The sequence below is a fragment of the Kineococcus mangrovi genome (genome assembly GCF_041320705.1).
GTDB lineage: Bacteria > Actinomycetota > Actinomycetes > Actinomycetales > Kineococcaceae > Kineococcus > Kineococcus mangrovi.
Genome location: NZ_JBGGTQ010000006.1, coordinates 46,992 through 60,363 on the forward strand (window position 1 = coordinate 46,992; position 13,372 = coordinate 60,363).

At 74.7% G+C, this 13,372-nt stretch carries 14 protein-coding genes; 9 read left to right on the forward strand and 5 right to left on the reverse strand.

The genetic code is table 11. The features are described 5' to 3' along the window. Window positions 1–3: 3 nt before the first annotated feature. The 5 genes from AB2L28_RS13525 to AB2L28_RS13545 all read left to right on the forward strand — a co-directional run bounded on the left by AB2L28_RS13525 (window position 4) and on the right by AB2L28_RS13545 (window position 4,241). Window positions 4–1,101, forward strand: a complete 1,098-nt coding sequence (locus tag AB2L28_RS13525) for a PucR family transcriptional regulator (RefSeq protein WP_370719503.1) — start codon at window positions 4–6, stop codon at window positions 1,099–1,101. A gap of 171 nt (window positions 1,102–1,272) precedes the next feature. Beyond that, window positions 1,273–2,073 carry a PHP domain-containing protein gene (locus tag AB2L28_RS13530; protein ID WP_370719504.1) on the forward strand — a complete coding sequence of 267 codons (801 nt, stop codon included), beginning with the start codon at window positions 1,273–1,275 and terminating at the stop codon, window positions 2,071–2,073. Between the two features lie 195 nt (window positions 2,074–2,268). Further along, on the forward strand, window positions 2,269–2,772 hold the full coding sequence (locus AB2L28_RS13535; RefSeq protein WP_370719505.1) for a putative immunity protein: 504 nt from the start codon (window positions 2,269–2,271) through the stop codon (window positions 2,770–2,772). A 45-nt stretch (window positions 2,773–2,817) separates the two neighbouring features. Continuing rightward, window positions 2,818–3,783 (forward strand): prolyl aminopeptidase, encoded by a 966-nt coding sequence (gene pip, locus AB2L28_RS13540; RefSeq protein WP_370719506.1) that lies wholly within the window; start codon window positions 2,818–2,820, stop codon window positions 3,781–3,783. Then, entirely contained in the window at window positions 3,780–4,241 is a 462-nt protein-coding gene (locus AB2L28_RS13545) for a MarR family winged helix-turn-helix transcriptional regulator (RefSeq protein WP_370719507.1), read from the forward strand. The genes pip and AB2L28_RS13545 overlap by 4 nt, the downstream gene beginning before the upstream one ends. Before the next feature lie 435 nt (window positions 4,242–4,676). Here the strand turns inward: AB2L28_RS13545 and AB2L28_RS13550 are convergent, their stop codons facing one another. From AB2L28_RS13550 to AB2L28_RS13560, 3 genes are all read right to left on the reverse strand, one after another. After that, window positions 4,677–4,814, reverse strand: coding sequence for a hypothetical protein (locus AB2L28_RS13550; RefSeq protein ID WP_370719508.1), 138 nt, complete (start codon window positions 4,812–4,814; stop codon window positions 4,677–4,679). A 248-nt stretch (window positions 4,815–5,062) separates the two neighbouring features. Further along, window positions 5,063–7,096 carry a SpoIIE family protein phosphatase gene (locus tag AB2L28_RS13555; RefSeq protein WP_370719509.1) on the reverse strand — a complete coding sequence of 678 codons (2,034 nt, stop codon included), beginning with the start codon at window positions 7,094–7,096 and terminating at the stop codon, window positions 5,063–5,065. A 72-nt stretch (window positions 7,097–7,168) separates the two neighbouring features. Further along, a complete protein-coding gene (locus AB2L28_RS13560; protein ID WP_370719510.1) occupies window positions 7,169–7,606 on the reverse strand; it encodes a MarR family winged helix-turn-helix transcriptional regulator in 438 nt (145 codons plus the stop codon). Window positions 7,607–7,670: 64 nt separating this feature from the next. On the opposite strand from AB2L28_RS13560, the gene AB2L28_RS13565 reads away from it, so the two are divergent. After that, window positions 7,671–9,521 carry an ABC transporter ATP-binding protein gene (locus AB2L28_RS13565; RefSeq protein ID WP_370719511.1) on the forward strand — a complete coding sequence of 617 codons (1,851 nt, stop codon included), beginning with the start codon at window positions 7,671–7,673 and terminating at the stop codon, window positions 9,519–9,521. Window positions 9,522–9,636: 115 nt separating this feature from the next. On the opposite strand, the gene AB2L28_RS13570 is transcribed toward AB2L28_RS13565, so the two are convergent. Continuing rightward, window positions 9,637–10,305 (reverse strand): DUF998 domain-containing protein, encoded by a 669-nt coding sequence (locus tag AB2L28_RS13570; protein WP_370719512.1) that lies wholly within the window; start codon window positions 10,303–10,305, stop codon window positions 9,637–9,639. A 222-nt stretch (window positions 10,306–10,527) separates the two neighbouring features. Here AB2L28_RS13570 and AB2L28_RS13575 point away from each other — a divergent pair, with 222 nt between their 5' ends. After that, complete coding sequence (locus tag AB2L28_RS13575) at window positions 10,528–11,196, forward strand: DUF6226 family protein (protein ID WP_370719513.1); 669 nt, start codon at window positions 10,528–10,530, stop codon at window positions 11,194–11,196. Between the two features lie 129 nt (window positions 11,197–11,325). Next, on the forward strand, window positions 11,326–11,796 hold the full coding sequence (locus AB2L28_RS13580; protein ID WP_370719514.1) for a hypothetical protein: 471 nt from the start codon (window positions 11,326–11,328) through the stop codon (window positions 11,794–11,796). Window positions 11,797–11,893: 97 nt separating this feature from the next. Here AB2L28_RS13580 and AB2L28_RS13585 read toward each other — a convergent pair whose 3' ends face one another. Then, complete coding sequence (locus AB2L28_RS13585) at window positions 11,894–12,655, reverse strand: DsbA family protein (protein ID WP_370719515.1); 762 nt, start codon at window positions 12,653–12,655, stop codon at window positions 11,894–11,896. A gap of 368 nt (window positions 12,656–13,023) precedes the next feature. Between AB2L28_RS13585 and AB2L28_RS13590 the strand changes: the two genes are divergently transcribed. Continuing rightward, complete coding sequence (locus tag AB2L28_RS13590; protein WP_370719516.1) at window positions 13,024–13,326, forward strand: hypothetical protein; 303 nt, start codon at window positions 13,024–13,026, stop codon at window positions 13,324–13,326. Window positions 13,327–13,372 lie beyond the last annotated feature (46 nt).

Below are 13,372 nucleotides of genomic sequence, written 5' to 3' on the forward strand. Positions count from 1 at the left end.
CGGGTGAGCCCGACCGAGCAGGTGCAGGACCTCGTCGACACGGTCGCCGAGCTCACCGGGGCGCCGGCGACGCTGGAGGACCGCGACCTGCTGCTCGTGGCCAGCTCCGGGCACGAGGAGGTCATCGACGACGTCCGTCGCCGGTCCATCCTGCGGCGGCGCTCGGACCCGCTCGTGCAGGAGCTGTTCGCGGGGTTCGGGATCGCCCGCGCCACCGCCCCGCTGCGCATCCCCGGCGACACCTCGTCCGGGCGACTGGCGCGGTGGTGCCTGCCCGTGCGCTGGCGCGGCGTCACCTACGGCTACCTGTGGCTGCTCGACCCGCACGACCGGGTCCGCGCCCAGCACCTCGACCGCGTCCACGACGCCCTCGACCTCCTCGCCGCGCACCTCGCCACCCGCGCGCGGACGGCCGACCGCACCACGTGGGCCGTCGGTGAGCTGCTGTCGACCGACACGGGCTCGCGCGCCCGGGCCGCGGAGGAGCTGCAGCGCGACGGGCTGCTGACCCCGACCGTCGCCGTCGTGGCGATCGCGCCCGTCGACGGCGGCCCGACCGGCGCCGTCAACGGCTGGTTGCTGCCGCGGGCCGTGCTGTCCGCGGCCGTCGGCCACCGGGCCGCCCTCGTCGTGCCCACCCCGCTCGGCGGCAGGGACGTCGCGGAACGGGCCGCCGCGGCCCTGCTGCCCCAGCACCCCGGCGGGCTGGCCGTCGGGGTCTCGGGGACGGTCGCCGCGGGGTCGGCGCACACCGGCTGGCAGCAGGCCGACGCGGCGCTGCGCTCGGGGGGCGCCGGGGTGCGGGAGTGGGAACGGCTCGGCGCCCTGCGGCTGCACGCCCTCGGCGACCCGGCCGCGCTCGCCGACGTCGTGCTCGACGAGCGGGCCCGCCGGTTGCTGGCCGCCGACCCCGACCTCGTCCGCACCGCGCGGACCTACCTCGACCTCGCCGGGTCGGCGCAGCGGAGCGCCGAGGCGCTGTCGATCCACCGGCAGACGCTCTACCACCGGTTGCGGCGGATCACCGCCGTCAGCGGGTACGACCTCGACGACGGGCGGGACCGGCTGGCGCTGCACCTGGCGCTGGTGCTGGGGAGCTGACCGGAATCACGGCGCCGGCGGATGGACCTCCACCTCGTCACCCTCCTCGAGCTGCCGGAACCGGTACGTCTCCACCCGTTCGGGACGGTTGAGCGGGTGGAAACGTACCGGTCCAGGCACCGACCCCTCCCGGCCCTGGCCCCTTCGGGCTGCGGCTGACAGGCTGGCCGGGTGCTGCCACCGGACGGTCACGTGCACAGCCAGTTCTCCTGGGACGCGCGCAACGTCGGCGCGATGCGGGAGACGTGCGCCCGTGCCGTCGCGTTGGACCTGCCGTCCGTCGCCTTCACCGAACACGTCGACCTCACGCCGTTCCGCGCCGGGTTCCTCGCGCAGGAGCACGGCGAGTTCGTCGTCGACGGGATCCTGCGGGCGCCGTTGCCGGACGCGGACGCCTACCGCGAGAGCCTGGACCGCTGCCGCGCCGAGTTCCCCGGCCTCGTCGTCCTCAGCGGCCGTGAGGTCGGGCAGCCGCACCTGCACGCCGCGGAACTGGCCGGGCTGGAACCCGTCGACCGCGTCGTGGGGTCGCTGCACTGCCTGTGGGACGGGGAGGCGTACGCCGAACCGTGGCTGCTGTTCGAGCAGCGGCCCGCGGCAGACGTGTTCCGCGACTACCTCGCCGAGGTGTGCCGGATGGCGACGGCGGACTTCGACACGTTCGCGCACCTCGACTACCCGGTGCGCAGCTGGCCCGGGGAGTTCGACCCGACGGAGTTCGAGGAGGAGCTGCGCACCGCGTTGCGGGCGCTCGCCGGGACGCAGCGGTGCCTGGAGTTCAACACCCGGCTCCCGCTGCACCCGGCCGTCCTGCGGTGGTGGGTGCAGGAGGGCGGGCGACGGCTGACGTTCGGCAGCGACGCCCACCACCCCGGCGCCGTCGGGCACGGGCTGGCGGAGGCGGGAGCGCTGGCGGCCTCGGTCGGGTTCGTCCCGGGGCGGCGGCCGCAGGACCCGTGGGTGCGCGCGTGAGCTGGTGGGAGGAGGTGCACGGCGCCCCCTGCCGGGAGTGGGGCGTGGGCGCCGAGCAGGCCCTCGACGACGTCGCGCGGGTCCGCCGGTGAGGGGCCGGTCGGGGCCCGAGCACGCCGTGCACGTCGCCGACACCCTGCGGTCCTGGTCGGGACGGCTGGTGGCGGCGCTGTGGGCGGTGGGGCGGGGCGCCGCGTGATCCTGCCCGCCGTCCGCGACCCGCGCCTGGTCACCGTCCGCCGCGGCGGTTCCCTGACGGACGAGGACCACCACCTGCTGGCGTCGTGGGCGGCGGACTGCGCCGAGCACGTCCTGGAGCTGTTCGAGCGCGAGCGCCCGGAGGACCGGCGCCCGCGCGAGGCCGTCGACGCCACCCGGGCCTGGGTGGCGGGGTCGCTGCCGATGACGGGGTGCCGGGCCCTCGGCGGGCACGCGATGGGGGCGGCGCGACCCCTGCGCGGGGCGGCGCGTTTCGCCGCCTACGCCGCGGGGCAGGCCGCGTGCGTGGCCCACGTCGCCGAGCACGACCTCGGCGCGGCGGCGTACGCGATCAAGGCGGTCGTCGCCGACGCGGGCGTGGCGGCGGGTCGCGCGGTGCGGGACCGGCAGCGCGACCGGTTGCCGGCGGCCGTGCGGACGCTCGTGCTGGAGGACCAGGGACGGCGGGACGCGATCTGCTGGGGCGTCTTCTCGCTCTGACCGGGTAGCGTGGATGCAACAGCACTGTTGCATCGGGGGAGCGTCGTGGTCGGCTACCGGGAGGGCGCACCGCACGCGCACGGGGTGCTCGACGTCGGCGACGGCCACCGCGTCGCGTGGTGGGTCAGCGGGAACCCGGCCGGGACACCCGCCGTCGTCCTCCACGGCGGACCGGGTGGCCGGGCGACACCCGGGTGGCGGCGGTACCTCGACCCGGCCCGCTACCGGATCGTCCAGTTCGACCAGCGCAACTGCGGGGCCAGCACCCCGTCGGCGGCGGACGACCTCGTCGACCTGTCGGCCAACACCACCGCGCACCTGCTCGCCGACGTCGAACGGCTGCGCGAGCACCTCGGTATCGAGCGCTGGCTCGTCCTGGGGGCGTCGTGGGGCAGCACGCTGGGGCTCGCCCACGCCCAGCGCCATCCCGACCGCGTCCGCGCGCTCGTCCTGTTCTCGGTGGCGACGACGACGCGGCGGGAGGTGGAGTGGATCACCCGCGACGTCGGCCGCGTCTTCCCCCGCGAGTGGGAGGCGTTCCGCGACGCCGTCCCACCGGGCGACCGCGACGGCGACCTCGCCGCGGCGTACGCGCGGCTGCTGCACGACCCCGACCCGGGCGTCCGGGACCGGGCGGCCCGGGACTGGTGCACGTGGGAGGACGTCCACGTCTCCCTCGCCCCGGGTCACCGGCCGGACCCGCGCTACGCCGACCCGGCGTTCCGCCTCGCCTTCGCCCGGCTCGTCACGCACTACTTCGCCGCGGCGGGGTTCCTCGCCGACCTCGCCCCGGGCGGTGACCTCGTCGCGGGTGCGGACCGGCTCGCCGGCGTCCCCGGTGTCCTCGTCCACGGCCGGCTCGACGTCTCCAGCCCGCTCGACACCGCCTGGCGGTTGCACCGGGCCTGGCCCGGCAGCGAGCTCGTCGTCGTGGAGGACGCCGGGCACGGCGGCGACGCGTTCCTCGCCCCCGTCACCGCCGCCACCGACCGCTTCGCCGCGCTGCCGTGAGCCGGGAGGACCTGCACGTCACGGGCCTGGGGACGCAGCTGCGGCGGTTGCTGGACCGGCTGGAGCACGACGTCGCCGACCTCGGCGCGGACCTCGGCCTGGAGGGGTGGCGGCCGCGGTACTCCCCCGTCGTGCGGGCCGTCCTCGCGCACGGTCCGCTGACGATCCGCGAGGTGGCGCGGGCGACGGGGGTGACGCACTCCGCCGCCAGCCAGACCGTCGCGCAGATGCGCCGCGACGGGTGGTTGCGGACCGCTCGCGGGGTGGACGGCCGCGAGCGCGTCGTCGACCTCACCGGGCGCGCACGCGAGCTCGTCCCGCTGCTGGAGCGGGAGTGGCGGACGACCGAGGTCGCCGTCGCCGACCTCGACGCGGAGCTCCCGATGCCTCTCGGTGAGCTGCTGACGTCGGCAGAACGAGCACTGGACCGGCGGTCGCTGCGCGAGCGGATGCCGTGACGACCGGGGAACCTCAGCCCCGCGCCTCCTCGAACGGCGCCACGAGGTGCACGACGAGGACGGGGGGACCCCCGGACGTTCAGACCGGTTCCCGCACCGGTCGGCCCGCCACCGGTCGGACCCGGCGGAGCGCGCCGAGGCGTTCCAGGGGCAGGAAGGCCGCCCAGCACACGACGGTCGGCAGGAAGTGGATGCCGAGCGTCAGGTGTCGAGACGTGGAACAGCGTCACGGCCCCGACCGGAGGTGCAGCCGCTTCCCGCGCAGCCAGAGCGCGACGGGGGCCAGGGACCGGGCGAGGTCGGCCAGCCCGCCAGGTGCCGGGTCCGCCGCGGCAGGGCCAGGACGACGCCGAGCACCATCGCGGCGAGCGCCGGCGAGGCCGTCACCGTCGTCGGCGGGGGCAGGTGCAGGACCCGCCCCACCAGGACGGGCCGTCAGAACGCACCGACGTGGACGTGCTGCAGGACGTGGTCGGTGACGAGGGTGGCGTCGAGGGGGGCGAAGGCGCCCAGGACGAGGCGCAGCCACGCGACGCGCGCCGCGGGCAGGGCCGGGACGAGGAGGCCCGGCACGCGGTCCCGCCTCACGGGGCGGTCCAGGTCACGAGGACGCGCACGTCGGTGGGTCCGACGAGCCGGGAGTCGCGCCGCTGCCGCTCGCTGCGGACCAGGCGCAGTTCGCGCAGCGCGTCCGCACCGGGGTGCAGGGCGGCGCGCGAGCGGGCGAGGTCCCCGGGCGGTGACGCGTCAGGCGACGGAGCGGGTGGGCAGGTCGTCCGGCGGCGCAGTGCTCACGGTCGGTGGTGCTGGCGGGCGGAGGGTCAGTCCCGGGTGCGAACGGCGACGACGGCCACGTCGTCCTCGGGCCGGGACGGCAGCAGGTCGTCCAGGACGGCGTCGCACAGCCCCTCCAGGTCGAGCCGGGCGTGCCGTTCGACCGCGGCCAGCAGCAACGCCGTGCCCTCGTCGAGGTCCTGGTCGCGCCGCTCGACGAGACCGTCGGTGTGGAAGAGGACGGTGTCGCCGGGTCGCAGCACGACCTCGCCGTCGTGGCGGGGGGTGGCCGGGTCGATGCCCAGCAGCAGGTCCGGGCCCTCGCGCCCCTCGGCGACCCCGAGCGGCACCGCGGTCCCGGTGCGGCGCAGCACGACGGGGGCGGGGTGCCCGGCGCTGGAGAACTCCAGGACCACCCCGTCGGGGCGGGGGTGCAGGCGCCCCACCAGGACGGTCGCCAGCGTCCCCACCCCCAGGCCCGCCACGGCGGCGTCGAGCCGCCGCAGGAGAGCTGCGGGCCGGTCGGGTGCGGCGAAGGCGATGCCGCGCAACAGGTTCCGCAGCTGCCCCATGGCCGCCGCGGCGGCGGTGTCGTGGCCGACGACGTCGCCGATGACCAGGGTCGTCGTGCCGTCGGGCTGGTGGAAGGCGTCGTACCAGTCGCCGCCGACCTGGGCGGCGTGGGCCGCCGGCCGGTAGCGCACCGCCGTCTGCCAGTGCGGGGACTGCGCGGGCGGGGTCAGCAGGTCGCGCTGCAGCCCTTCGGCGATGCGCTGCTGCTGCCCGTAGAGCCGGGCGGTGTCGAGGGCGAGGGCGGCGCGTTCGGCGACGCCGGACAGGGTCGCGAGGTCCTCGGGGTCGAACCCCCGCCGGCCCCGGTCCCGGCCCAGGGTGGCGACGCCGACGGTCCTCCCGCGCGCCCGCAGCGGCAGGACGACGACGTGCTCGGGGGCCAGCGCGGTGATCTCGTCGAAGGCCCGTCCGGGTCCGACGACCTGCTGGATGGCGGTGACGGCGGGGACGGGCAGCGTCACGGGACGTCCCGTGCGGATCGCCTGGAGGATGAACGGCGGCCCACCGGGGCTGTGGCCGGCGACGGCCCGCATCCGGTGCGAGCGGTAGGCCTCGAGCAGGTCCTGCCGCGTGGGGTCGGCGTGCTGGCAGCCGACGTCGCGCAGCGTGGACTGGTCCTGGACGACCGAGACGATGCACCAGTCGCCGAGGACGGGGACGAGGATGCCGGACAGGCGGGACACGGCCGTCTCGGCGTCCAGCGTCCCGGACAGGTGGGAGCCGACACGGGTCAGCACCTGGACCTGGGTCCGCGCCCGCTGCGCCGCCTCCTCGGCCTCCCGGCGCGCCGTCGACGGCAGCAGCAGGACGCTCGTCCCGTCCCCGTCGGGCCAGGCCCGCAGCTCGCACCACAGGGACAGCGGTTCGGGGTGCAGCAGCTCGACGGTCTCGGCGCGGCCGGTGCGCTCGACCGACTGCAGCACCCGGTCGGCCTCGGACCCGGAGGCGAGGGGGAAGACGTCACCCCAGGGCCGGCCGAGCAGCTCCTCCCGCGACCGTCCCGCACGGCGTTCGCCCTCGGCGTTCAGGGCGCGCAGCGACCCCCCGTGGTCGAGCGCGTAGTAGGCGGCCGGCAACGACTCCAGCGCGCTGGCCGCGTCGACGACGTGGTCCCCCGTCGTGTCGCGCACGACGCCGAGCAACCGCACGGGCCGGTGGTCCTCCAGCACCACCCGGCCGCGGACGCCCACCCACGCCGGGCGGTCACCCCCGGGTCGACCCCGCAGTTCCACGTGGAACGGTGCGGCGGTCTGGACGGCGCGGGTGACGACGTCGCGGAACCGGCGGGTCTCCTCGGGGCCCACCAGCGCGCAGAAGTGGTCCGTGAACCCCGTCGCCGTCGTCTCGACCGGGGTGCCCAGCAGCGCGGCCAGGCGGTCGTCGGCCCGCAGCACCCCGGTGAGGAGGTCGTAGTCGAAGAGCGCGACGCGCGCGGCGTCGAGGGCGAGGCCGAGCTGGGCCTCGGGCACGGTGCCCGTGGTGGCGGTGGGCCCGGCGGGCTCCAGCACGCTCGACACCTCCCTCGACGGATCGGGTGAGACCGACTGTAGTCGCGAGACGCCGTTCGGTGACCAGGGAGCTCAGCGGACCGGGTCGGCGAGCGCCCCCTCGACCGTCCGCAGGAGCTCCAGCAACCGCCGACGGTCCTCGACGGGCAGCACCCCGAGCGCCCCCGTCGCCGTGGCCCGCGAGCGCCGCCGCAGCTCCTCGAGGACGGACGCGCCCGCCGCCGTGAGCTCCAGGAGCACCGAGCGGCGGTTGCCCGGATCGGGGGTCCGGCGCAGCAGCCCGGCCCGCTCCAGGGGGTCGGCGAGGTCGGTGAGCGAGCGGGGGGCGATGTGCAGCCGCACGGCCACCTCCCCCATCCGCGGCGGTTGCTCGCAGCGTCCGACGACGCGCAGCACCCGGCCCTGGGCGGGGGTGATGCCGAGGTCGTCGACGTCGCCGTGGGCGCTGCGCCGCAGCCGCCACTGCACCGAGCGCAGCGTCTCCAGCAGGTCCCCGTCGAGGTCGTCCACCCCCGCACCCTACCTTTCTTGAGGTAACCTCACTGTGAGGCGACCACAAGAAAGAGGTGAGCTCGTGCGGGGTGACCCCGGACGCGACCCCTCCCGGCCGGGCAGGACCGGCACCACCACCACCGCCACCGCAGGAGGACCCGACCGACCCCACCGCGACGAGATCGCCCGCGTGCTGCGGCTGTTCCGCCCGCACACCCGGACGCTGGTCGTCGTCGCCGTCCTCATCGCCTGCTCCGCCGTCGCCGGCGTGGCCTCGCCGTTCCTCGTCCGCGAGGTCGTCGACGTCGCCCTGCCCCGGGGGGACCTGCGGCTGCTGGCCTGGCTCGCGGCCGGGCTCGTCGGCACCGTCGCCGTCGGCACCGCCCTCGACGTCGTCCAGGGACTGCTGACGACGCGGGTCGGGCAGGCCGTCATGCACGGGTTGCGGGTCGCGCTGTACTCGCACCTGCAACGCATGTCCCTGGGCTTCTTCGCCCGGACCCGCACCGGTGAGGTGCAGTCCCGCATCGCCAACGACATCGGCGCCCTGCAGACCGTCGTGACCAGCACCGGCGCCGACCTCGTGCAGAACCTCGCCACCGTCGTCGTCACCGTCGTCGCGATGCTCGCGCTGGACTGGCGCCTCGCGCTGTTCTCGTTCTGCGTCCTGCCGTTCTCGGTCTGGCTGAACCGCCGCGTCGGACGGTTGCGCCGGCGCACCACCGCCCAGCGGCAGCGGCAGCTCGCCGGGATGTCCGCCACCGTCGAGGAGACCCTGTCGATCTCGGGGATCCTGCTGACGCGGACCACGGGCCGCACCCCCGAGGTCGTCGAGCGCTTCACCGCCCAGTCCGACGACGTGGCCCGCCTCGAGGTCGGCTCGGAGATGGCCGGCCGCTGGCAGTGGTCGCTCATCACGCTGACGATGGCCGCCGTCCCCGCCCTGACCTACCTGCTCGGCGGGTGGATCCGCGGCACCGGGACCGCGCTGAGCATCGGCACGCTGGTGGCGCTCGTGACGCTGCAGGGGCAGCTGTTCCGGCCGCTGGGGGCGCTGCTGCGGATCGTCGTGCGGCTGCACGCCTCCACAGCCCTGTTCACCCGCGTCTTCGAGTACCTCGACACCCCCGTCGAAGTGGCCGAGCGGCCGGGCGCACGGACGCTGCCGCACCCGCGCGGGCACGTCCGGTTCGAGGACGTGTCGTTCGGCTACACCGGCGCGGACGCCCCCACCGTCGCGGACGTGTCCCTCGACGTCCCGGCCGGGACGTCCCTCGCGCTCGTCGGCGCCACCGGGTCGGGCAAGACGACGCTCGGGTACCTGCTGGCGCGCCTGTACGACGTCGACACCGGCGCGGTCCGCCTCGACGGCGTCGACGTCCGCGACCTCACCGCCCGGTCCCTGTCCGACGCGGTCGGTGTCGTGACGCAGGAGACGTCCCTGCTGCACGCCTCCGTCGCCGACAACCTCCGCTTCGCCGCACCGGACGCCACGGACGCCGAGCTGCGCCGGGCCGCCCGGATCGCCCAGGTCGACGACGTGATCAGCGCGCTGCCGGAGGGCTACGACACCGTCGTCGGCGAGCGCGGGTACCGGTTCTCCGGCGGGGAGAAGCAGCGCATCGCCCTGGCCCGCACCGTCCTGCGCGACCCGCCCGTCCTCCTGCTCGACGAGGCCACCTCGGCGCTGGACACCCGCACCGAGCGGGCCATGGCCGCCGCCCTCGCCGAGCTGTCGCGAGGGCGCACGACGATCACCATCGCCCACCGCCTCTCGACCGTGCGCGACGCCGACCAGATCGCCGTGCTCGACCACGGCCGGGTCGTCGAGCGCGGGACGCACGCCGAACTCCTGGCCGCCGGGGGCCGCTACGCCGAGCTCGTCGCCGCCGACGCCGAGCGGGCGGGGACGGGGGCCGGCCTGGTGCCGTGAGGCGGTGGCGGGGACGTGGGTCGCGAGGGGCGGTCCGACCCGTCGGGACGACCGCTCGTGGCGATGAGCGTGTCCAGCTCAGGGCGGAGGACGGCCCGTCCGATGAGCGCTCACGTCAGTGCGCTGGAGAAGTCCTGCCCCGCACGCTCCTGGCCTCCTGGGCACTGGCGGCGCCCAGGAGGTGGGCCACCAGTGTCAGCAGGACGCAGGACGGCCACAGGGCCGCCCGCTCCAGCAGACCACCCCAGGAGGTGTCCAGGCGCACGACGAAGAACGCGCCACACACCAGGCTCCCCGCCCCCACGACCAGCACGACCGCTCGCCACCGCGGCCAACGCCGCAACGTGCCGGCCCTCCAGCCCATCAGCACGCTGGCCAGTCCCGTCGCGACGATCCCCGGGGCCGACACCAGAGCGTGTCCTTCCAGGTCGGCGTCCACGGGCACCAGACCGGAACCCACCTGCGCCACCCCGGCCACGACCCACACGGCGGTGGTGACCCAGCCAGCGCGGCCCGTGAACAAGAAGGGACGCAGCAGCACCGCTCCGAGGGCCATCGCCGCACCGAACACCACGAAGGAGACGTTGACCGCGACGTGCCCCGGGGAGCAGACCGGCACCGGGCCGGTGGGGTAGGCCACCGTCGCACAGCCCACCGCGCCCAGATCGCTGATGGTGTTGTCCACCAGACTGTACGGCGCCTGCACGGCCGCGACGGCGATCAGCTCCACCGCCAGGTAGAGCACTTGGACCACCCACAGCAGCAGTCCCAGGCGCAGTCGCACACCCAGCACCCTAGGGAAGATCATCAGACCGGGTCGCAGAGCCGAGGCCTCAGGCCGTACCGCTTGGCCAGGACGTCGATGACGTCACGGTCATCCCGCGGATCGTGCGCGGCCGCGGCCGTCGGCGACGTCGCGGTCCTGTCGATCTCCGGATGCTCCCCGGCGCCGTCACGACTGCCATTGGCGGCCCGGCGCAACACCGTCCGTCCTACGCTCCCCGCCGTGGACCAGGACACCCTGCGCGCAGCCGTCGATGCCGCCTTCGAGCAGGACCCAACGTCCATCGCGGCCTGGCCTGACCCCCACCCCGACCACGAGCCCGCCCCGGAGGAGTACTCCCGCTGCCTGGACCCCACCAAGTACCGCATCCTCACCGTCCGAGCCGATGCCTGGGCGCGAGTTCTCACCGACGCAGGTCTGGCCACCCTTGAACCCATCGATCTCACCCCCACGGACGACACGTGGCGCGACGGCTCCCCCTCCGGGATCGCCCCCCTCCGGGCCCACCGACTGCGCCCGCACCAGCAGAGCGCGATCCCCGTGGTGCTGAGCTTCCGCGGCTTCGACGGCCCCGACGACAACATCGTCACCATCAGCGCAGGCGAACCCGCCGTCCCCCTGGCCACCGTGCCTACCTGCGGCTGCGACGCCTGCGACGACGGTTCCGAGCACCTCCTGACCGAACTCGACGAGCACATCCTCGGCGTCGTCACCGGCGACTTCGTTCACGTCAGCACCCCCCGCCTCACCGCCTTCGGTACCAGTCACGGCTGGGAGGCCAACGCGAGCGACGACGACAGCGACGGTCTCGGTCAGGTCGAGCAGCTCCTCGAGGACGCCCGGACAGGCCGCTCACCGCACCGCGTCGTCCACGGCGCCCGGTGGTGGTGACGCCCCCACCGCCCAAGCACCTCAGTCCGGGAGCCACCACACGTCGTAGCCAACCGCGCGGTCGTCCCGCGGTGCATAGGTACACGGTCGCGCCATCCACCCCTGGCCCCGCTGTGCCAGGCTGAGCAGGTGCCTGCCTCCACCACGCACACCGCGCACACCACGACCGCCCTCCAGATCGGCGTGAAAGTGCTGCCGCGCCTCCTCCTGGTCGGTGCACCCACAGGAGCAGTGCTCGGCGCCGGCCTGGGTGCAGTGTTCGCGACCGTCAACGACGACAGCCAGATGCTCATGGGCGCCATCGGGGCCGGTGCGGGGTGCCTGATGGCCACCGTGGTGCAGCTGCTCAACACCGTCGTGGTCGCCACCGTCTGGCGGTGGCGACCGGGCGCCTTCCACCTCGCCCACGCGCTCACCCCGGTCCTGGCCACCGCGGCGGCCGCCGTCTCGATCACCAGCGTCCTGGACGTGTGGGGGATCCCTACTGCGATCGGGCTGGGGGTCCCGCTGGTCTATGGCCTGCTCGCCCTGGCGATCGCTTTGATGAGCGTGCGCTGGTGCCTGCGCCCGGCAGCGCACAGCCTGTACGACCGCGCCTGAGCCCAGGACTCACCCGGAGGGGCTGAGCACGCGGCGGGTGCAGACACCCCGGACCAGCACCACCTGCCCACCCTGGCCGGCCCCTCGCACCGGGGGCCTACGGCTGCAGGACGAGGGCCTTGAAGGCCTCCGGGGTGGCGTTGACCGCCTCGGCGTAGGCGATCTCCCGGCCCCCCACCCGCAACGTCGGGGTCCCCTGGATCTGGTCGCTGCCCTCCGCACGCGCCTCGACCCGCTGGACGAACCCGGCGTAGGTGCCGCTGTCGTAGGCCTGCTGCCAGGCGTCCATGTCGGGCACACCGGCCTGCTGGGCGAACCCTCGCAGCTGCTCATCGGTGAAACCGGCCCCCTCGGCCGGCTGGTGGGCGAACACCACGCGGTGGAAGGGCAAGAACTTGCCCTGCGCGGCCGCCGCGGCGGCCGCTTCAGCGGCCTTCTGCGACCACTGGTTGCCGATGTTGTGGTCACCGATGAGCGTGACGACGTGGACGACGACCTTGGCCTGACCGCTGGCGGCCAGCTCGGTCACGGTCTGGCCCTGGACGGTCTCGAAGGTCTTGCACGCCGGGCACTGGAAGTCCTCCCAGATGTCCAGCGTGGGTGCCCCTGCGGCCGGTGTGCCGGGCAGCACGTACCCCCCGTCGCTGCCGGTGACCCCCGGTGGGGTCGCCCCCGCCGTGCTGGAGCTGTCACGCCCGTTCTGCAAGACCACCACCACGAGGGCCACCAGGGCCAGCGCCGCGACGGTGGTGGTGGTGGTGACGGTGACCTGCCGGCGACGTCGCCGGCGCGCGTCCCCAGCCCGCATCGCGCTGATCTTCTGCTGACGGGCTTGGGCCGCGGTCGGCTGCCCTGCCACCGCCGCAGGCCGCCTCGAGCGTCGTTTCGCGCTCACTCCCGTACCCTTCGTCGCTGGCAGTGACCGGCTCGATCATCGCAGGAGCTCGTCTAGCCCTAGACCTCTCGGCAGGACCAACCACGACCACCCGTGGGTTGCACCCCCGCAGGCTCGGCAACCTCACGGTCATCCCGCCGATCGGGCGCGATCATGCGTAGATGAGCAGCCTGGATCCATCGACCCCCGAGCCGCACAAGCACCTCTCGGCGCCGGTCTCCACGAGCGACCACCAGGCCGAGCAGCAACCAGTGGACGAGGACGACTAGGCGTGGATCGAACCCATCGGGTGCGTCTTCCTCCTGAGGCACCCACGCGGCTACGCACAACGCTTGGAAGACGCGTTCAAACGCTCAGCCTCAGACGAATCCATGGAGTACGCCTGGCGCCAGGTCGAGAGCCGGCCGGTCGAGGTCTTCGTGTGGTTCCACAAGGGCGATGCGGAGGCCAAGTCCATCCCCAACCCCGGAGACGTGGCGATACGGGCGACGAAGAACACGGTGTGCGTACGCATGACCTCCACCGCGGCCTGGACGGGCGCCATCACACCTGCTGACGCCGCTGTCGCCAAGGACCACCGGTTGATCATGCAGGCGCTCGAACGACGGTTCGGCGTGTCCCTTTTGAAGCTCTGAACTTGGGACAGGATCCGGCCCGACCACACGGTCATCCCGCGTTGTG